Below are 18,830 nucleotides of genomic sequence, written 5' to 3' on the forward strand. Positions count from 1 at the left end.
GGGCAGCGAGTGTGGCACAAAAAGGGCGTGAAGACACGGTCTAGGCCCCGCAGCGCGCCGGCGCCGCTCGATGCGGACCGACTGCGGGAACTCGCCCTGCGCTACGTCGGCAAATATGCGACGACACGGGCAAAGCTTCGCCAATACCTGACGCGCAAGGTCCGCGAACGCGGATGGGCCGGGGACGACGAGCCCGATCTGGACCAGATTGGCGACCGGTTCGCCGAGCTCGGCTATGTCAACGATGGCGCTTTCGCGATGGCCAAGTCGCGGGCGCTTAGCGCGCGCGGCTACGGCAAGCGCCGGCTTGCCGACCAACTGCGCATGGCCGGGGTTGACGAGGACGACGGCGCGGCCGCGACCGTCCATGCCGATCAAGTGGCCCTGGACTCGGCGCTACGGCTCGCCGAGCGCAAGCGCTTCGGACCGTTCGCTAACGCTATCCCCGATCCTGCTCAGCGTGAAAAGTGGATCGCGGCAATGGTTCGTGCGGGCCACGGATTTGCACTGGCGAAGACGATTGCCGGGCTGCCGCCGGGTGCAGAAATTGACATAGATCAGCTTCGAGAACGGTTTCCGGTCATCGAGGCGTAAAGTCGGTTTGCCGACACAATCGTCCATGTTAATGGGGGCCCCGCTATGGTGCGTACAGCTTTGCAATCGGCCTCGGGGGGCGATCAGGCCGTGATTGAAACCGACGACACGGCCGAGCCGGCGATCGAAGCGATCGTCGGGCGCGTGAAATGGTTCGATGCGACGCGCGGCTTCGGCTTCCTCGTCAGCGAGCAGGTCGAGGGCGATGTGCTGCTGCATTTCAGCGTGCTTCGCGAGCATGGCCGGCGCAGCGTGCCGGAAGGCGCGACGATCGAGTGCGTTACGGTCCGCCTCGACCGCGGGCTGCAGGCCAAGAGAGTCTTGTCGATCGACACCACGACGGCCTTGCCGCCGCAGGTGCGCTCGTCCATGCCGGCAAGCGAACGCGCGGACCGCAGGGCGCTCGCGGAATCGGCCGGCGCGTTCGAGCCGGTGGAGGTCAAATGGTTCAACCGCGTTCGCGGCTATGGTTTCGTCAAGCGGCCCGACGAGGTGGGCGGCGAGGACGTGTTCGTGCATATGGAGACGGTTCGGGTATCGCACTTGCCCGAGCTCCAGCCGGGCCAGCACCTGGAAGCGCGAATCGCGCCCAGCGGCAAAGGGCTGACCGCAGTCGAGCTGCGCGACTCCGGCGGCTCGCAACCGTAGGCGGCGCGTTCGCCGCGCTGCTCGCGTGCAGTCCGCCGGCCCCAGCGCATAATGCCTCCACCGACACCGCGGTCGCCGATCCCGGCGCGCAAACCGGACTTCGCGAAGTGCCGCTGACCATCCGGACCAAAGCCGCCACGCACCATTTCACGGTCGAGGTCGCAGCGACCCCCGAGCAACAGGAGCGCGGGCTGATGTTCCGCCATCGCCTGCCGGGTGATCGCGGAATGATCTTCCCTTACGACCCGCCGCAAGACGTCTCGTTCTGGATGAAGAACACGCTCATCCCGCTCGATATCGTCTTTATCCGGTCCGACGGCACGATCGTTCGCATCACCAAAGCCGAGCCGATGGACCTGTCCCCGTTGCCGGCCGGCGAGCCGGTCGCGGCGGTGTTGGAAATCCGCGGCGGCCGGGCCGCAGAGCTTGGAATCAGGGAAGGCGATGTCGTGAGCTGGCCCAGGTAGCGCGCTTGCGCTTGCCAGGCGGACGGGGCAGAGGCGCGTCGTCATGGGATTCTGGTCGAAGACATTCACCTGGTGGAATGGCGCTACCGTTGGCACCGCGCTGTGGACTCGCCGGTTCGGCAATGAAGTCGGGCGCGATGACGCGGGCAACATCTACTATCAGGACAAAAACCAGTCGCAGCGCCGCTGGGTGATCTATGATGGTTCCAATGACGGCAGCCGCGTCCCGCCGGCGTGGCAGGCGTGGCTTCGCGGAACGATCGCTGAACTGCCCGACAAGGCCCTGCCGCCGGTCCGCAAATTCCAGCAGAAGCCGACGCCGAACCTCACCGGCACCTTCGAGGCATTCCGGCCCGACGGAGCGCTCGGCTCGGGCAAGCTGCGCCCCGCGTCGACCGGGGATTACGAGCCCTGGCTCCCCGAATAAGCGTGCGCGCATTGGCTGCACCATTGCTGGCCGCCTTCGCGCTCGCTTCGTGCGGCAAGGGCAAAGAAGCCAACCTTCCGCTGCCCCAAGGGCGTCAGGCCGCGTCCACTGCAAATGGGGAAGGCGGCGTGACGCCGATGGCGCAGCGGGTGGCGGTGCTCGGGATCCTCAACAAGCGCAACGGGATCGTCCAGACGATCGCGCTCCACCCCGGCCAGTCGGCGCGGTGGAAGGATGTGATCGTCCGGCTGAGGGCGTGCGAGGCGACCGCGCCGTGGGAAGAGGAGAAGCTGACCGGCGCCTTCGTACAGGTCGACGTGCTGCGCGCCGACAAGCGCTGGGGCCGGGTATTCTCGGGCTGGCTCTACAAGGAATCGCCGTCGCTCAACGTGGTCGAGCACCCGGTCTACGACGTCTGGCCCAAGAGCTGCGAAATGACGTATCCGGCCGGGCCCGCCGCGCCCGCTGCACCGGCAAGCTCGAGCAACCTGTCGAGCGCGAGGAAGTCCGGCGCGGCGGCAGGGACGCCGGCCGCGGCAACGCCGACCGAGGCACCGCCGCCGAGCGCCGCCGAAAGCAACGCGACGTAGCTCTCGCGCGGCACGCTGACCGCGCCCAATGAGGCGAGGTGGTCGGTCATGAACTGGCAGTCGAGCAAGGTGAAGTTTCCGACCTGCAGCCGCGCGACCAGCCACGCGAGCGCGACTTTCGACGCATCGCGCGCGCGGCTGAACATGCTTTCGCCGAAGAATGCGCGGCCCAGCTTGACCCCGTAGAGGCCACCCACCAGCTCGCCACCGAGCCGCACTTCGATCGAGTGGGCGTGGCCCGACTGGTGGAGCGCCAGCATTGCCCGTTCGAGCTCAGCGTTGATCCATGTCTCGTCGCGGTCGGCACAGGCGGTGACGACCGCACCGAAATCCCCGTCATGAGTGACGTCGAAGCGGCCCGAGCGCAGCGTGCGCCTGAGCGAACGGGACTGGTGGAATCGATCGAGCGGGATGATCGCCCGGTTGCGCGGCTCGACCCAGAACAAGTCGGCCGCATCGCGGCTGTCGGCCATCGGGAAGATGCCGGTGGCATAGCCTTGCAGCAAGAGGCGCGGATCCAGGCGACTCATGGGGTCATTATGCAACTGACCGCGCCACAGCTCTACAAAATCTCGCGCACGACCTCTTGCGGGCGGCACAGCCGTACCCCTTTTGGGGTCTCGACGAGCGGGCGGTTGATCAGGATCGGATGTTCCATCATGGCGCCGAGCACCTCGTCGTTGGTAACGTCGTGGCGGTTCAGCCCAAGCTCGTCGGCGAGCGGCTCCTTCGCGCGCAGCCCCTCGCGCGGAGTGATTCCGGCGCGTTTGTAGAGCCGCACCAGCTCATCCCGGCTGGGCGGTTTTTTCATATATTCCCGGACCCGCACGTCGCAGCCCGAATCGCGCAGGATCTCGAGCGTCTTGCGCGACGTGCCGCACATCGGGTTGTGAAAAATTGTCGCTTTCATCTGGCGCTGTTCCCGGAGCGAATTCAAGCGGTTGAACAAAGGTTTAATACCGAACGCGCAGACTCCGTCGCTTGCATTGTCGCGCAGGCGGAACGATGACGCGCGGTCGTCGTTCCTGCGCTTGTAACATGCACCGTCGCCGGCGGTAGCGTCGGCTTGTGAGCATGTTTCTGCAGTTCAACTGACGGGAGAAAGAGCGATGCGTAAATCCATTCTAGCCATTACGCTTGCGAGCACAGCGGCGCTCGGCGCATGCGCGACCAATTCGCGCGTTGCCCAGGACGCGGCGATCGGTGCCGCGGGCGGTGCCGCTGTCGGCGCCGTGGTTCCGGGCGTGAGCGTGATTGAGGGCGCAGCGGTCGGCGCGGCCATCGGCGGTCTCGCCGGTGCGGCCTGGGCTGACAACAACAATGACGGCTACGTCGACGGCTATGTCTACAACGGACAATATTATGCCGGGGCGCCGCAGGGTTATGACCCGGCGACGCACAGCGTACTTGCCAGCGCCGCGACCGGCGCGCTTGGCGGTGCCGCGATCGGCGCGGTGGCCGGCGCAGTCCTTCCGGGCGTTGGCATTCTACAGGGCGCGGTGATCGGCGCGGCCGTCGGCGGTCTTGCCGGCGCGATCTGGGCCGACCGCAACAATGACGGCGTGGTGGACGGATACGTCTATAACGGCCAATATTATAATGGTGCGCCAGCCGGATACGCCGGCACCGCGGTTCCTGCGCCTGAGCCGATGCCGGCTCCGGCGCCACGCAGCGGTGAGCGCGGCTAATCCAAGACCCATCAAAGCGGTCTTTGGTGGGAATTGCGATTGGAGAACGCGTGATTGGTTTGCGTAACAAGTGCACCGGCCGCTGGCCGGTGCACTTTTTTGGAAAGCTAGCGGGAACTGCGGCGAGCATGCTTGCCGTAGCGGTGTTGCCGTTCGGCGGCGCTGAAGCGGCTGCCGCCGCAGCGCCTGCCGCGGCGCAGCCGCCGCACGTGCTCGGGCAAAGCATTGCCGACTTCTATCGAGCGCGCGCCGGCTATCCCTTGTGGCTATCACCGGCGGCCGGTGATGCCGCGGACCAGCTGATTGCCTTGTTGTCGAGCGCCAACCTCGACGGCCTCTACCCCGACAAATACCATGTTCCGGCGTTGCAGCAGGCGCTCGCCACCGCGCGTTCCGGCAAGAAAAAGGACGTCGAGGCGGCCGAGCGCGAGCTGTCAGACGCGTTCGTGACCTATGTCGACGACCTGACCCGCGATCCGAACATCGGCATCGTCTACGTCGACCCGCAGCTGAGGCCCAAGCCGCCGTCGCCGCTTGCGGTGCTGCTCAACGCCGCAGCCGCGCCCGCGTTCAGCAACTATGTCCGTGACCTTGGCTGGATGCATCCGTTCTACGCCCAGCTTCGGCGGGCACTCGCCGCTCACCAATATGCGAGCGAGCACGAACGCCAGCTGATCGCGCTCAACCTCGAGCGTGCCCGCGCGCTGCCCGCTGGCAAGCAGCGCTACATCCTGGTCAACGCGGCGCAGCAGAAGCTCTTCATGTACGACAAGGGCGAGCTTGTGGATTCGATGGTGGTGGTGGTCGGCAAGCCCAAATATCCAACGCCGATGATGAGCGCTTACGTGCGGTTCGCGAGCCTCAACCCCTATTGGTTCGTTCCCCCCGATCTTGCCGCGGAGCGCATCGCCCCGAATGTCGTCAAGCGTGGTCTCAAGTATCTCGACGAGCTCGGCTACCAAGTGCTCTCCGACTGGGACGCGAACCCGACCATCATCGATCCCAAGACCATCGACTGGAAGGCGGTCGCCGACGGCAAGGTCGAGGTCCGTATCCGGCAGCTCCCCGGACCGCACAATTCGATGGGGCGTATGAAGTTCATGTTTCCCAACGAGGAGGGGGTGTACCTGCATGACAATCCCGAGCGGGAGCTCTTCACCGAGGCATCCCGTCTCTACAGCGGCGGCTGCATCCGCCTCGAGGATGCCGCACGGCTCGGCCGCTGGCTGTTCGGCTACGATCTCAACTGGGAATCTGCGGGCACCGAACAGCGGGTGCCGCTACCGAGCCTGGTGCCGGTGTACGTCACCTATTTGACCGCGATTCCCGAAGGGCCGTCGATTGCTTATTACGACGACGTCTACGGCAGAGACGCCGCCCGGCTTGCGGTCGCAGCGAACGCCGATGGCGCGGGGCGCGCGTCGCTCGGCACGCGCTGAATCACAGCGCCCAGCTCGCCACGTAGTCGAGCTGATACGCGATCGGCCGCCCGTGATCGTCGAGCGCGGGCAGGAAGCGCAGCCGCTGCGTGATGAGCGGGCATAGCCCCGCATCGACATAAGAGTCGCCGCTCGAACGGAGGACGCGGCAGTTGGCCGCCTGGCCGTTCGGCTCGACACGCAGCGACACCATCGCCCGACCCGCGGGCATGCGCCCGGCGGCAAGCGCACGATAGTCGCCACGGGTGAGGTTGCGGACGAGGCGCGCCGGGGTGAAGCGCGAATAATCCGCATATCCGCCGCCGCCGGCGCCGTTGCCGGTGCCTCCCGCGCCGGTGCGAGTCCCCGCCGTGGCGGCGCCCGACGAGCTCGCACTGCCGGCGCCGGCGACCTTCGCAGCCGGGATCGGGGAGGCCACGGGCAGCTTCGGCGGCGGCGCGACGACGGGCGAGGGCTCGGCCTTCCTGGCGGCGGCCCCTTCGGGTCTTTTCATCGCCTGGGGCTTCGGCGCGGGCTTGGGCGGCTCAATCGGCGGGGGAGGGGGCGGCTCCTTGATGTCAATCGTCGTCAGCTGCTCGACCGCCTGGCGCACCATCTGGACGTTCAGACCGGAGAGGATGATGAACGCGAGCGCGACATGGACGCCAACGACCGCGGCGATTGCTTTCGCTTGGTCGGGTCGGTCGGCCGTCCCTCGATAACTGGACACGGGGCGTCTGTCCTCCGCCCGACAAACGCGCATCTCGGCCGAAGGTTTTCAGTTTCAGCCGCGAAAGGGCGAACCGCCTACTCGGCGTGGCTTCGCTCGAGCCATCGCTCCAGCCACTTGATCGTATAGTCCCCGGCGAGGAATTCCGGGTCGCGAACTAGCTTCTGGTGGAGCGGGATCGTGGTTTTCATGCCTTCGACCACGAACTCCTCGAGCGCGCGCTTGAGGCGCCGGATGCACTCGTCGCGGTCGCGGCCGTAGACGATTAGCTTGCCGATCATGCTGTCGTAATAAGGCGGCACGCGATAGCCGGTGTAGAGGCCGCTATCGACGCGGACGTGCATTCCGCCGGGCGCGACGTAATTCTTCACCAGGCCCGGCGACGGCGCGAAGGTCTCGGGGTCCTCGGCGTTAATCCGGCACTCGATGGCATGGCCGTGGAGCCTCACCTCGTCCTGCGTGCATGACAGGCCCTCACCGCACGCGACGCGGATCTGCTCGCGCACCAGGTCCATGTCGCTGATCATCTCCGTCACCGGATGCTCCACCTGGAGCCGGGTGTTCATCTCGATGAAGTAGAATTCGCCATTCTCGTAGAGGAACTCGATCGTTCCCGCGCCACGGTAGCCCATTTCGGCCATGGCCTTGCGCACGCGTTCACCCATCGCTTCGCGTTCGACGCGGCTGATGACCGGCGAGGGCGCTTCTTCGAGCACCTTCTGGTGGCGGCGCTGGAGCGAGCAGTCGCGCTCGCCGAGGTGGATCGCCTGGCCGTTGCCGTCGCCGAACACCTGGAACTCGATGTGGCGCGGGTTGGCGAGATATTTCTCCATATAGACGGTGTCATCGCCGAACGCCGAGCGCGCCTCGGACGCCGCCTGGCTCATCAGGCTTTCGAGCTGATCTTCAGCCTCCACCACCTTCATGCCGCGGCCGCCGCCGCCGGAGGCGGCCTTGATCAGCACCGGATAGCCGATCTGCTGGCCAATCTTTTTGGCTTGGGCGACGCTAGTGATCGGCCCGTCGGAGCCGGGGACGAGGGGCAGGCCGAGCTTGGCGGCGGTCCGCTTCGCCTCGATCTTGTCGCCCATCGTCCGGATATGCTCGGGCTTGGGGCCGACCCAGATGATGTTATGGCTTTCGACGATCTCCGCGAACTGGGCATTCTCCGACAGGAAGCCGTAGCCTGGGTGGATCGCGTCGGCGTGGACGATTTCGGCGGCCGAGATGATGTTCGGGATGTTGAGGTAGGAGTCGGTTGCTGGCGGCGGACCGATGCACACGGTTTCGTCGGCGAGCCGCACGTGCATCGCGTCGGCATCTGCCGTCGAGTGCACCGCGACGGTCGTGATGCCCATTTCGTGGCAGGCGCGATGGATTCGAAGCGCGATCTCGCCGCGGTTGGCGATCAGCAGCTTGTTGATCTGCATCAGCCGATGATCACCAGCGGCTGATCGAACTCGACCGGCTGCGCGTCGGCGACCATGATCTTCTTGATGACGCCACCCTCCGGCGCGGTGATCGGGTTCATGACCTTCATGGCTTCGACGATGAGCAAAGTGTCGCCCGCTTTGATCGCGTCGCCGACTTCGATGAAAGGCTTGCCGCCAGGCTCGGGCGACATGAAGGCGGTACCGACCATCGGCGACTTGACGGAGGTCCCGGCGACTTCTTCGGTCGGCTCGCCGATATCTTCCTTGGCGTGCATCGGCGGAGCGCTCAGCGCCGGGGCCGCCGCCGCTGCCGGAGCGGCACCGATCACGGCCGCCGGCTCGCGCTTGACCTTGACCCGGCGGTCGCCGTCCGCGACTTCGATCTCGGTCAGCTCGTTTTCCGTCAGGAGCTGGGCGAGCTCGCGCACCAGCGCCGGATCGATGCGCATTGCGCCGCCAATGCGCGCGCGTTCGCCGGAGCCGGTCGGGTCCTTCGATTGAGCCATGTGTGTTCCCTGTCCCAGTGGCGCTGCGCTCTGTCAGACCGAGCGCGCCCAGTCCACCCTGAACAGACTTGGCCGCGCTCCGCACGGGTCCTATTGGGCACCTCGTCATGAGCGCCGATGTCAGTGTTAGAATCCGCGTCAACGGCGAGCAGCGCCGGGTCCCCGGCGGCATCAGTCTCGTCGAGATGGTCCACGCCCTCGGGCTCGACCCGATCCGCGTGGCGGTCGAGCGCAACCTCGAGATCGTCCCGCGATCATCGCTCGGCGAGGTGCGGGTGGAGGACGGCGACGAATATGAAATCGTGCATTTCGTTGGAGGCGGTTGAGTGACGGCGCAGCAAGGCATCAGGGCCGACACCTGGACGGTCGGGGGACGCACGTTCAGCTCGCGGCTGATCGTCGGAACGGGCAAGTACAAGAGCCTCGAGGAGAATGCCGCCGCGGTCGAGGCATCGGGCGCCGAGATCGTCACGGTCGCCGTGCGCCGGGTGAACATCTCCGATCCGGGCCAGCCGCGGCTGACCGATTTCATCGATCCGGCGAAGGTGACCTATCTGCCCAACACGGCCGGGTGCTTCACCGCCGAAGATGCGATCCGGACGCTGCGCCTGGCGCGCGAGGCGGGGGGCTGGAACCTGGTCAAGCTGGAGGTGCTGGGCGAAGCCAAGACGCTCTACCCCGACATGCGGGAGACGCTGCGGGCGACCGAGGTGCTGGTCAAAGAGCGCTTCGAGCCGATGGTCTATTGCGTCGACGATCCGATCGCCGCGAAGCAGCTCGAGGAGGCGGGCGCTGTGGCGATCATGCCGCTGGGCGCGCCGATCGGCTCGGGCCTCGGCATCCAGAACCGCGTCACGATCCGGTTGATCGTCGAGGGCGCGGGCGTCCCGGTGCTGGTCGACGCGGGGGTCGGAACCGCGAGCGACGCCGCCCAGGCGATGGAGCTGGGCTGCGACGGCGTGCTGATGAACACCGCGATCGCCGAAGCCAAGGACCCGGTGCTGATGGCGCGGGCGATGAAGGCGGCCGTCGAGGCCGGGCGGCTCGCCTATCTCGCCGGCCGGATGCAGAAGCGCCGCTATGCTGATCCATCGAGCCCGCTGGCGGGGCTCATTTAGTCGCGGTCACGATGTGCGCCGACATCGGCGCGTCGAAGCCGTCCGGCGTGACGAATTGGCGCAGCGCCTGTTCGGCCGCCTCGGTCGCCGCGGCCAGTGCTTCCGGTCCCCGTTTCTCGATCTCCGAGCGCATCGGCGTGCCCTGGATCATGCCGATCGCCACGTCACCGGCCGAGGCCGCGCGACTGCGGAGCTCGACCGTCTCGATCTTGATCGCGGAGAAACCGGCGGCACGCAAATCGCGCTCGATCAGGGCGCGGTCGTGATAGCGAAACGGAATCCGCTCGTAGAAGGCGGCAGAGTCGTCCGGGAAGAGCTGTGCCACGGCGGCGCCAGCCGCCCTCGTAGCAAGGTTGCGGGCAATCTCGTCCCAGATCACGAGCAAATAGTGACCGCCGTCGCGGAGCACCCGGCGCGCCTCGGAATTGCCCTTCACCTTGTCGGGGAAGAACATCACCCCGAACTGACATGCGACCAAGTCGAAGCTTTCATCATCGAACGGGAGATCGAGCGCATCGGCCTCGCGGAAAGTCACGTTTGGCGCGCGGACTCTTCGCGCGGCCTCGACGAGCATCGGCTGGTTGAGATCGGTCGCAATCATCAGCGCATCGGGCAAAGCCCTGTGTAGTGCTTCAGTGAGCACTCCGGTGCCCGCGGCCGTCTCGAGAATGCGCGATGGCTTGAGCGCCTGCGCTCGCTTGGCGGCTGCCTCCGCATAGGGCTGAAATAGCAGCGGGACCATGAAACGGTCGTAGATCGCGGGGATCGATCCCGCGAAAACACTATCGGTCGAGCTCATTGCGGAACGGGCTCCGTGGCTTGCGGGTTTCTCCAGGGGGCCGGAGGTGGACGATGGCCACAACCATGACAAATTATGCCGCCGAGCGCGAGGGAATGGTCGAGCGGCAGTTGAGGCGCCGCGGGATCACTGAAAAGCGTATCCTCGACGCGTTCCGCGCCGTGCCCCGCGAAGCATTCATCGGCGCAGGCTATGCGCATCTCGCCTATGGCGACCATCCGCTGCCGATCGAGGCGAACCAGACGATCTCGCAGCCCTACATCGTCGCGCTGATGATCCAGGCGGCGGCGATCAAGCCCGGCGACACGGTGCTCGAAGTCGGCTCGGGCTCGGGCTACGCCGCCGCGGTCATCAGCCGCATCGCGGCTCGCGTCATCGGTATCGAACGCCAGCACGACCTCGTCGAGGTCGCGCGCGAGCGTCTCCGGCGGCTGGGCCACGACAACGTCGAAATCATCGAGGGCGACGGAACCAAGGGCTGCCGCGAGCATGCCCCATTCGACGCGATCCTGGCGGCGGCGAGCGGCAGCCACGTCCCGCGACCGCTGGTCGAGCAGCTCGCGCCGCGCGGGCGGATCGTGATGCCCGTTGGCGAACCGGGCTGGGTCCAGGAGCTCATCAAGGTGACGAAGAACGAGGGTGGCACCCTGGTGCAGGAAGGCCTCGGCGAGGTGCGGTTCGTACCGCTGATCGGCGAGGAGGGTTGGAAGAATGCTCACTGAGCTCGAAGCCCTGCCGCGGCTCATCGCCGACGCTGCGGAGCGGCTTCCGGACATCGATGACCGCACGTTCGGCGAATTCTTCGACCGGTACGGCGACGCACGGGTCGTTCTGCTCGGCGAAGCGAGCCATGGGACGAGCGAATTCTATCGCGCCCGCGCAGCGATTTCGCGCCGGCTGATCGAGCGTCATGGCTTCAACATCGTCGCTGTCGAGGGCGATTGGCCGGACGCCGCGACGCTTGACCGCTACGTCCGCCACCGTCCGCCGCGCGCGGGCGAATTGCGTGCCTTCGAGCGCTTTCCGACCTGGATGTGGCGCAACCGCGAGGTCGACGGCTTCATCCGCTGGATGCGGCGTCACAACGAAGGCGGCCAGTACGAACAGATGTGCGGCCTCTACGGCCTCGATCTTTATAATCTGAGCGCGTCGATGCGCGCCGTCGTCGATTTCCTCGAAGAGCAGGACCCCGAGCTCGCGAGGCTCGCCAGCCGCCGCTACGGCTGCCTCGATCCGTGGGCTGACAATCCCGCCGCCTACGGCCGGCATTCGCTGAGCGAAGGCTATGCCCGCTGCGAGGTGGGCGTCATCCAGATGCTCAAGGACCTGCTGCAGCGCGATATCGACTGCTTCGCCGAGGAATGCGACGAATGGCTCGACGCGCAGGCGAATGCGCGATTGGTGAGGAATGCCGAGGCTTATTACCGGGTGATGTACTACGGCGCTGCCGAGAGCTGGAATTTGCGCGACACGCACATGTTCGAGACGCTGAACATGATCCTGGACGCCAAGGGGCCGCAGTCGAAGGCGATCGTCTGGGCCCACAACAGCCACATCGGCAATGCCGCCTTCACCGACATGGGCCAGAACCGGAATGAGCTGAACATCGGCCAGCTGACCAAGGAGAAATTCGGCGAAACCGCGCGGTTGATCGGCTTCGGGACGCACACCGGCACGGTAGCCGCGGCCGACGATTGGGACGAGCCGATGAAGGTCAAGCGCGTGCGTCCCTCGCTGCCCGACAGTTACGAGCGGGTGAGCCACGAAAGCGGCGTCGAGCGCTTCGTCCTCGACCTCCGGCCCGACGAGGCCGTGCCTGGCCTGATCGACGACCTGATGGAGCCGAAGCTCGAACGGTTCATCGGCGTCATTTATCGTCCGGAGACCGAGCGCTGGAGCCATTACAGCCACGCCATCCTGCCGAAACAGTTCGACGCCTGGGTGTGGTTTGATGAGACCGAGGCGGTTGCCCCGTTGCCGGGCGAGCAGCGGCCGGGCGGCGCCGCGACGGGTGGGGAGGAGACCTATCCCTTCGGATTGTAGCGGCTTGCGAAAGAGCGTTGGTAAAGCTCTTCGATCCGGATCGGATGAGAGCGTAGGGAAGATTCCAGCTTTTTAGGTCGTTCTTGGTGTGACGGTATTTGGCAGGAGCCAAGCGTTGCGTATCGCCGACGATGACGATCTTTCACCGGCGATCCTGCCAATGCAGCTGGCGGCTGCCTTATCCCCCTGGATCACGATCACCGATCTTGTGGGCAATTTCACCGACCTCGACAGCCTCGTCCAACAGCTTGCGCAGCCGTTCGTCATCGAGCTGGCCAATCCGCTCCCGAAGGAGAAACATTTGCCGCGAAAGCGCGCGGGCACTTGTCATGCAGCACATAACGAGGCGCTGATCGACCAGCGACGGCCGAAGCCAGCCTAACGCCGTTCGAAGCAATGGCGCAGGTCTCGCGCTTGAAGGAGAGCGCTCGACGAAGACGCTAGTTCTGCTTGTTCTTCGCCTTCTCGCGCAGCTTCGAAATCGTCGTCGCGTTGCTGATCTGCTCGACGTCTGTCTTGCAGTGGATCAGGCGGATACCTTTTTGAGCGAGCGCACGGTCGAGCGCCGCGGCGAAGTCTTCGGTCTTCTCCACCGTCTCGGCCCAACCGCCGTACGCCCGGGCGAGCACGGCAAAGTCAGGGTTTTGGAGATCCGTCGCACTGACCCGCTTCGGATATTCCCGCTCCTGATGCATGCGGATCGTGCCGTAGCTGGCGTTGTCGACGAGGATCACGAGCAGGTCGGCGCGATATTGGGCGGCAGTCGCCAGCTCCTGGCCGTTCATCAGGAAATCGCCGTCGCCGGAAACGCACACCACCGGGCGGTCCTTGAAGCGCAGCGCGGCCGCGACCGCGGCGGGCACGCCATAGCCCATCGTCCCCGACGTCGGCGCGAGCTGCGTCGGCATCGGCCCGTAGCGCCAGTAACGGTGCCACCAACCGGAGAAATTGCCTGCGCCGTTGCAGACGATGCTATTCTCGGGAAGCTTGGCGCGCATCACGGCGACGCACGGGCCGAGGTCGAGCGCCACGCCCTCGCGCGGCTTCGGCTCGCTCCATTCGAGCCATTCCTGGTGGGCCTGCTCGCCGCAGGAGAAACGAACGAGGTCAGGGTCGCTCCACTCATCGACCATCTCGGCGAACTCGCCCATGTCGGCGCAGATCGGCAAATCGGCGTGGTAGACCCGGCCGAGCTCGTTCGGGTCGGGGTGGACGTGGACCAACGTCTGCCCTGGATGATCGGGCGTGATCAACACATAGCCGTCGGTGGTCGCCTCGCCGAGCCGCGCGCCGACGGCGAGGATCAAATCGGCGTCGCGGACGCGTTGCTGCAGCTTCGGGTTCGGGCCGTAGCCGAGTTGGCCAGCATAGACGGCGCAGCTGTTGGCGATCGCGTCCTGGCGGCGGAAAGCGGCCGCGACCGGGATGCCGTAGCGGAAGGCGAAATTGGCGAAATGGTGCGAGGCGCGGGGACTCCAGTCGGCACCGCCAACGATCGCGACAGGATGGGTGGCGTCTTTCAGAAGCTCGAACAGCGCCTGGACCGCACCGGGATCAGGCTCCTCGGCGAGCGGGGGCACGCAGGGACGGTCGGCGGCTTCGACTTCGTCGCGCAGCATGTCCTCGGGAAGCGCGAGCACGACCGGACCCGGCCGGCCGGCGGTCGCAACGCGGTAGGCGCGGGCGACATATTCGGGAATTCGCCGGGCATCGTCGATCCGCGCCGCCCATTTAGCGATCGGCGAGAAGAAGGCGGGCAAGTCAATTTCCTGGAAGCCCTCGCGGTCGCGATCACCGCGCGCCACGTCGCCGACGAACAGGATCAGCGGGGTGGAATCCTGGAAGGCAACGTGGACCCCGCCGCTGGCGTTGGTTGCGCCGGGCCCGCGGGTGACAAAGGCGACGCCAGGGCGGCCGGTCATCTTGCCGTCGGCGTCGGCCATGTAGGCCATGCCGCCTTCCTGGCGGCAGACTATTGTGTCGATCTCGGGCGTGTCGCGGAGCGCGTCGAGTACCGCGAGGAAGCTCTCGCCCGGCACGGTGAAGATGCGGTCGCAGCCCTGGATCCTGAGCTGATCGACGAGGATGCGGCCGCCGCTGCGCTTGGTCATGGCGGCGTCGTAGCGGCGCGAGCGCGCGCCGTCATCTGTTGCGCTCCGCAGCCTAATTCAAATTAGAGAAAAGCGCTTTCGAATCAGCAACATGTATTGCGACTTGCGGGGAGGATTCGATGCGTGAACATGATGAGACTTACTTCAAACGACGGGCGGTGGAGGAGCGTCTCGCAGCCGAGCGGGCGACGCATCCGAGTGCGGAACGCGCCCATCTCGGCCTTTCCGGCCTCTACGAGGACGCCGCGAACGAGCGTCGGACAACAGTCGGCGTTGTAAGCCTCGCTGAACGGCGCGCGGCCACGTCCCTCGGGTGAGCCGCTGATCTGAGCGGCGAAGTCGGTTAGCCGTGTGGCTGGATGAAGCTGATCGCGTCGACGAAGGATATGCGGTGGATCAGCTTGCCGGCCGAATCCTCGACATCGATGTTCTGGTTCAAGTCGACTTTACCGGCATGGCAGTCGGCCGACATGATCGAGCGCGCTTCCGACAACGCCGCCGCCGCGATGCTGGCAAGTTCGAGCCGGCGGCCTTCGGGGTCGAGGAGGACGTCCTCGCCGTTTCTCAGATGGAAGAAGTAGATTCCCATGGACGCACTCCCGGGGCGGGAGCGCAGGGTCTCTCAGCCGCCGAATGGCCCAAGGATGGTCGGCGATGCGCCGCAATCTAGCAGACGGGGCTTTCTAAATCTAGGTTTGCTTTCAGATATTTAATATATGTGTGGAAGGCATCGCGTCCAAATGTTATAGTTTGGATATCGCCGACCGGGTAGTTCGTCGGGCGTTGGCGACAGAGAGACCGCATAGTGCTCCCGCCCCCAACTGCGGGAGACGAGCATGGACAGTGGCCGGCAAGAGCCGCGCAACGACAATCCGCTTGAGCACCTAATCAAGAAGCTCAAGACGCATCACGAGCTGGCGGCCGAAGACCATGAGGCGCTGCTGGGCCTGCCGTTCAAACTGCGCACGCTCGACCCCCAATCCTATACAATCCGCGAAGGCGACCGGCCGGACAAATGCGCGGTTCTGCTGTCGGGTTATGCGGTTCGCCACAAGCTGACCGGCGACGGCTCGCGCCAGATCCTCGCGATCCACATCCCCGGCGAGGCGCTCGATTTCCAAAACATGTTCCTCGGGGAGTCCGACCACAACGTGCAGATGCTGACGCGCGGACTGGTGGCCGAGATTCCGCGCGCGCCGCTCGAGGCGCTGGTCCTGGCCAACCAAAATGTTGGCCGTGCCGTGCTTATCTTCACCCTGATCGAAGCGTCGATCTTCCGCGAGTGGACGCTGAATATCGGGCGCCGCGACGCGAGGAGCCGCATCGCCCATCTCCTGTGCGAATTCGCCTACCGCCTGACGGAGCGAGGGCTGAGCCCCAATGGGCTGTACGAGTTGCCGATGACCCAGGAGCAGCTCGCCGATGCCACCGGCCTGACGTCGGTGCACGTCAACCGCGTGCTCCAGGGGCTGCAGCGCGAAGGCTTGATCCAGCGCGACCGACGAATGGTGCAGTTCGTCAGCTGGGAACGGATGCAGGATGTCGCCGACTTCAATCCGCGATACCTCCACACGCGCGAATTCATGGCGGCTGTCGCTCACCTAAGTTAATGATCTTGGGCTTAACATCCGTGAAGGAATGAGGCGGAGATGCGAGGCTAGCCAGATGGCGGTTTTGCGTGAGGCCCTGTGGACGAACCTCCTTTCCTCGAACCCGTGTTCAGGCGCTGGCAGCGTAGCGTAGCGCTATCGAACGACGACAAGCGGGCGCTCCTCGGCTTGCCCTGGGTTCGCCGCCCATTCGGCCGCGACACCTACCTGGTCCGCGAAGGCGATTCGACCCCGTCCTGCAGTTTGCTGATCAACGGCTTCGCGTTCCGTCAGAAGCTGGTCAGCGACGGCGCCCGCCAGATCATTTCGATCCACATCCCGGGCGAGTTCCTCGACATCCAGAACATCCTGTTCGAAATTGCCGACCACAATGTCCAATGCCTGACACGGTGCATGATCGGCATCGTTCCCAAGGGGCCAGTCCTTGCGCTGATGGCGAGTCGGCCGAACGTGCAGCGCGCGATTTGGCTCGACACCGTGATCGATTCCTCGATCTTTCGCGAGTGGGTCGTGAATGTCGGCCGGCGCGACGCGCGCGAGCGGATTGCGCATTTGCTGTGCGAGCTCGCGGCGCGGCTTCGCGCAACGAACCCTGGCGCCGACGGCCACAATTACGATTTCCCGCTGACCCAGGAGCAGATCGCCGACTGCACGGGCCTGACCGCGGTCCACACCAACCGGACGCTCCAGGGGTTGCGCCGCGACGGCCTGATCAGCCTGTCATCGAGCCGGCTGACGATCCTCGACTGGGATCGGTTGGCCGAGGTCGGCGACTTCAACGAACGCTATCTGCACCATTCGGTCTAAGCAGGATGGGGACCTCAGCATCCTCGGCTTGCTGATCGAACTCCGACGCCATTGTCGTGAGGATCAGCCGGATGCGCGCGTCGAACTGACTTTCCGCCATATCACGACAATGGTCGGCTTGACGCCGCAGCTCCCGGGAAGTGAGGTCCACGGGAACAAGACAAACATATGTTAGTTTTGTTCCGTTCGATCTCGGCCAATCTTCGATTATTCGGCAGAGTGACATCTGCGCCACCCGGCGTTTCGTCGGCGCACGTGCCGGTGCAGCCGCATTATTGGCACACGTCGGGAGACGCGTTCGGCGACAGCATCGAGAACGGGCGGCTAGTTTATTTGATGTTCTTCATGCGCGGGCAGCGCGGCGGCGCGCCTGGAGCGGCGTGATCTACGCTTGGTGTACCGCCTTGACGACCTGGTAACTCTCCAGTCCCTCCTTGCCGCCCTCGGAGCCGAAGCCTGAGTCCTTGACCCCACCGAATGGCGCGTCGGCGAGTGAGATGGCGAAGGTGTTGATGCCGACCATGCCACTTTCGACGAGGTCACCGATGAGGTTCGCGCGGCGGCCGTTCTCGGTGAAGGCGAAGGCCGCGAGACCGAAGGGCAGGCGGTTCGCCTGCTCGATGACTTCGTCGAAGGTGTCGAACGGCCGCGACACGGCGACCGGGCCGAACGGCTCGTCGTTCATGATGTTCGCTTCGTTGGGGACGTCGGCGAGCAAAGTCGGCTGGAAGAAGAAGCCGCCTTCGCCGCGCTCGCCGCCGGCAAGCACGCGCGCGCCCTTGGCCTTGGCATCCTCGACGAGCCGTTCAATCGCTTCGGGCCGGCGGTGGTTGGCGAGCGGCCCCATCTTCGTGCCTTCCTCCAGGCCGTTGCCGACCTTCACCTTGGCCGTGCGCTCGGCAAAGCCCTTCACGAACGCGTCGTAAATCCCGCGCTGGACGTAGAAGCGCGTCGGCGAGACGCACACCTGGCCGGCGTTGCGGAATTTCTGCGGCACGACCATGTCGAGCGTCTTTTCGAGGTCGCAATCGTCGAAGATCAGCACCGGGGCGTGGCCGCCGAGCTCCATCGTCACGCGCGTCATGCTATCGGCGCACAGGCGCATGAGGTGCTTGCCGACATTGGTCGAACCGGTGAAGCTGACCTTGCGGATCGTGCGGCTGGCGATGAGGGTTTCGCTGATCAGCGCGGAATCGCCGTGGACGAGCTGCGCGACACCGTTCGGGATGCCGGCGTCGGCAAGCGCCCGGAACAATTCGGTGCAGCAGCCGGGCGTCTCATGCGGCGGGCGCGAAATCACGGTGCAGCCGGTGGCGAGCGCCGCGCTGACCTTCTTGGCCAGCAGATAGAGAGGAAAGTTCCACGGCGTGAACGTCGCGACCGGGCCGACCGGCTGGCGGATCACTCTGGAGAGCTGCCCAGCGGGACGGACGAGCGTCCGGCCATAGTCGCGCTTGGCATCCTCGGCGTACCAGTCGAACAATTGGGCCGACGCGAACACCTCGGCCTTTGACTCCGCGAGCGGCTTGCCCTGTTCCTGGGTCATGGTCGCGGCGATGAGATCAACCCGCTCGCGCAGCAGCGCCGCGGCCTTGTGGAGGATCGCGCCGCGCTTCTCGACGTCGAGCGCGCGCCACTCAGGCCAGGCTCGCTCCGACGCCGCGAGCGCCTCATCCAGGTCCGCCCTGGTCGCGTAGGGCACCTCGGCAATCGGGCTGGCGGTGACCGGGTTGACGACCGCATGCGCATCGCGGCCTTCGCCCGATTTCCACACGCCGTCGATGAAGAGCTGAAGCGAGGTTTCGTATCCCATAAGCGGGCAGATAGGCTTGGCTTGATGC

Annotated in this window: 21 protein-coding genes and 2 pseudogenes; 14 read left to right on the forward strand and 9 right to left on the reverse strand. The window is 65.6% G+C overall.

Annotated elements, in window-relative coordinates; all coding sequences use genetic code 11:
* Positions 1–27: 27 nt before the first annotated feature.
* The 5 genes and pseudogenes from ACJ8FR_RS04780 to ACJ8FR_RS04800 all read left to right on the forward strand — a co-directional run.
* Entirely contained in the window at positions 28–594 is a 567-nt protein-coding gene (locus tag ACJ8FR_RS04780; RefSeq protein ID WP_407827479.1) for a regulatory protein RecX, read from the forward strand.
* A gap of 90 nt (positions 595–684) precedes the next feature.
* Positions 685–1,242, forward strand: a complete 558-nt coding sequence (locus ACJ8FR_RS04785; RefSeq protein WP_407827480.1) for a cold-shock protein — start codon at positions 685–687, stop codon at positions 1,240–1,242.
* 107 nt (positions 1,243–1,349) lie between these two features.
* Positions 1,350–1,709 (forward strand): DUF192 domain-containing protein, encoded by a 360-nt coding sequence (locus tag ACJ8FR_RS04790; protein ID WP_407827481.1) that lies wholly within the window; start codon positions 1,350–1,352, stop codon positions 1,707–1,709.
* Between the two features lie 43 nt (positions 1,710–1,752).
* Positions 1,753–2,136, forward strand: a complete 384-nt coding sequence (locus ACJ8FR_RS04795; RefSeq protein ID WP_407827482.1) for an NADH:ubiquinone oxidoreductase subunit NDUFA12 — start codon at positions 1,753–1,755, stop codon at positions 2,134–2,136.
* Positions 2,137–2,273: 137 nt separating this feature from the next.
* Positions 2,274–2,507 (forward strand): annotated as a pseudogene (locus tag ACJ8FR_RS04800) (DUF2155 domain-containing protein); the annotation flags it as partial.
* Between the two features lie 35 nt (positions 2,508–2,542).
* On the opposite strand, the gene aat reads toward ACJ8FR_RS04800, so the two are convergent.
* On the reverse strand, positions 2,543–3,256 hold the full coding sequence (aat, locus tag ACJ8FR_RS04805) for a leucyl/phenylalanyl-tRNA--protein transferase (protein ID WP_407827483.1): 714 nt from the start codon (positions 3,254–3,256) through the stop codon (positions 2,543–2,545).
* A gap of 32 nt (positions 3,257–3,288) precedes the next feature.
* Positions 3,289–3,636, reverse strand: coding sequence for an arsenate reductase (glutaredoxin) (gene arsC / locus ACJ8FR_RS04810; RefSeq protein WP_407827484.1), 348 nt, complete (start codon positions 3,634–3,636; stop codon positions 3,289–3,291).
* Positions 3,637–3,835: 199 nt separating this feature from the next.
* On the opposite strand from arsC, the gene ACJ8FR_RS04815 reads away from it, so the two are divergent.
* Positions 3,836–4,414: a hypothetical protein gene (locus ACJ8FR_RS04815; RefSeq protein ID WP_407827485.1), complete on the forward strand. Its 579-nt coding sequence runs from the start codon at positions 3,836–3,838 to the stop codon at positions 4,412–4,414.
* A 128-nt stretch (positions 4,415–4,542) separates the two neighbouring features.
* Positions 4,543–5,853 carry a L,D-transpeptidase family protein gene (locus tag ACJ8FR_RS04820; RefSeq protein WP_407827486.1) on the forward strand — a complete coding sequence of 437 codons (1,311 nt, stop codon included), beginning with the start codon at positions 4,543–4,545 and terminating at the stop codon, positions 5,851–5,853.
* A gap of 1 nt (position 5,854) precedes the next feature.
* On the opposite strand, the gene ACJ8FR_RS04825 is transcribed toward ACJ8FR_RS04820, so the two are convergent.
* The 3 genes from ACJ8FR_RS04825 to accB form a co-directional block, all read right to left on the reverse strand.
* A complete protein-coding gene (locus ACJ8FR_RS04825; protein WP_407827487.1) occupies positions 5,855–6,562 on the reverse strand; it encodes a TonB family protein in 708 nt (235 codons plus the stop codon).
* A gap of 77 nt (positions 6,563–6,639) precedes the next feature.
* A complete protein-coding gene (gene accC, locus ACJ8FR_RS04830) occupies positions 6,640–7,992 on the reverse strand; it encodes an acetyl-CoA carboxylase biotin carboxylase subunit (protein WP_407827488.1) in 1,353 nt (450 codons plus the stop codon).
* Positions 7,992–8,501 carry an acetyl-CoA carboxylase biotin carboxyl carrier protein gene (accB, locus tag ACJ8FR_RS04835; protein ID WP_407827489.1) on the reverse strand — a complete coding sequence of 170 codons (510 nt, stop codon included), beginning with the start codon at positions 8,499–8,501 and terminating at the stop codon, positions 7,992–7,994. Before accB ends, accC begins: the two co-directional genes overlap by 1 nt.
* 107 nt (positions 8,502–8,608) lie before the next feature.
* Between accB and thiS the strand changes: the two are divergent.
* Positions 8,609–9,619, forward strand: a pseudogene (gene thiS / locus ACJ8FR_RS04840) (sulfur carrier protein ThiS).
* Here thiS and ACJ8FR_RS04845 read toward each other — a convergent pair.
* Positions 9,612–10,418 carry a class I SAM-dependent methyltransferase gene (locus ACJ8FR_RS04845; RefSeq protein ID WP_407827490.1) on the reverse strand — a complete coding sequence of 269 codons (807 nt, stop codon included), beginning with the start codon at positions 10,416–10,418 and terminating at the stop codon, positions 9,612–9,614. The pseudogene thiS and the gene ACJ8FR_RS04845 sit on opposite strands and share 8 nt — an antisense overlap.
* A gap of 53 nt (positions 10,419–10,471) precedes the next feature.
* On the opposite strand from ACJ8FR_RS04845, the gene ACJ8FR_RS04850 reads away from it, so the two are divergent.
* From ACJ8FR_RS04850 to ACJ8FR_RS04860, 3 genes are all read left to right on the forward strand, one after another.
* Positions 10,472–11,140, forward strand: a complete 669-nt coding sequence (locus ACJ8FR_RS04850) for a protein-L-isoaspartate(D-aspartate) O-methyltransferase (protein ID WP_407827491.1) — start codon at positions 10,472–10,474, stop codon at positions 11,138–11,140.
* A complete protein-coding gene (locus tag ACJ8FR_RS04855) occupies positions 11,130–12,461 on the forward strand; it encodes an erythromycin esterase family protein (RefSeq protein WP_407827492.1) in 1,332 nt (443 codons plus the stop codon). The genes ACJ8FR_RS04850 and ACJ8FR_RS04855 overlap by 11 nt, the downstream gene beginning before the upstream one ends.
* 115 nt (positions 12,462–12,576) lie before the next feature.
* Entirely contained in the window at positions 12,577–12,843 is a 267-nt protein-coding gene (locus tag ACJ8FR_RS04860) for a hypothetical protein (protein ID WP_407827493.1), read from the forward strand.
* Positions 12,844–12,901: 58 nt separating this feature from the next.
* On the opposite strand, the gene ACJ8FR_RS04865 is transcribed toward ACJ8FR_RS04860, so the two are convergent.
* Positions 12,902–14,572: a thiamine pyrophosphate-binding protein gene (locus tag ACJ8FR_RS04865; RefSeq protein WP_407827494.1), complete on the reverse strand. Its 1,671-nt coding sequence runs from the start codon at positions 14,570–14,572 to the stop codon at positions 12,902–12,904.
* Between the two features lie 343 nt (positions 14,573–14,915).
* Complete coding sequence (locus ACJ8FR_RS04870) at positions 14,916–15,161, reverse strand: DUF6894 family protein (protein ID WP_407827495.1); 246 nt, start codon at positions 15,159–15,161, stop codon at positions 14,916–14,918.
* A gap of 247 nt (positions 15,162–15,408) precedes the next feature.
* Between ACJ8FR_RS04870 and ACJ8FR_RS04875 the strand changes: the two genes are divergently transcribed.
* From ACJ8FR_RS04875 to ACJ8FR_RS04885, 3 genes are all read left to right on the forward strand, one after another.
* The gene (locus tag ACJ8FR_RS04875) at positions 15,409–16,182 is read left to right on the forward strand and encodes a Crp/Fnr family transcriptional regulator (RefSeq protein WP_407827496.1); all 774 of its coding nucleotides are present in this window, start codon (positions 15,409–15,411) and stop codon (positions 16,180–16,182) included.
* A 78-nt stretch (positions 16,183–16,260) separates the two neighbouring features.
* Positions 16,261–16,989 (forward strand): Crp/Fnr family transcriptional regulator, encoded by a 729-nt coding sequence (locus tag ACJ8FR_RS04880; RefSeq protein ID WP_407827497.1) that lies wholly within the window; start codon positions 16,261–16,263, stop codon positions 16,987–16,989.
* 255 nt (positions 16,990–17,244) lie between these two features.
* A complete protein-coding gene (locus ACJ8FR_RS04885; protein WP_407827498.1) occupies positions 17,245–17,373 on the forward strand; it encodes a hypothetical protein in 129 nt (42 codons plus the stop codon).
* 1 nt (position 17,374) lies between these two features.
* Here the strand turns inward: ACJ8FR_RS04885 and ACJ8FR_RS04890 are convergent, their stop codons facing one another.
* The gene (locus ACJ8FR_RS04890) at positions 17,375–18,802 is read right to left on the reverse strand and encodes an NAD-dependent succinate-semialdehyde dehydrogenase (protein ID WP_407827499.1); all 1,428 of its coding nucleotides are present in this window, start codon (positions 18,800–18,802) and stop codon (positions 17,375–17,377) included.
* Between the last annotated feature and the right edge of the window lie 28 nt (positions 18,803–18,830).

The organism is Sphingomonas sp. (assembly GCF_045810705.1).
Taxonomy (GTDB): Bacteria; Pseudomonadota; Alphaproteobacteria; order Sphingomonadales; family Sphingomonadaceae; genus Sphingomicrobium.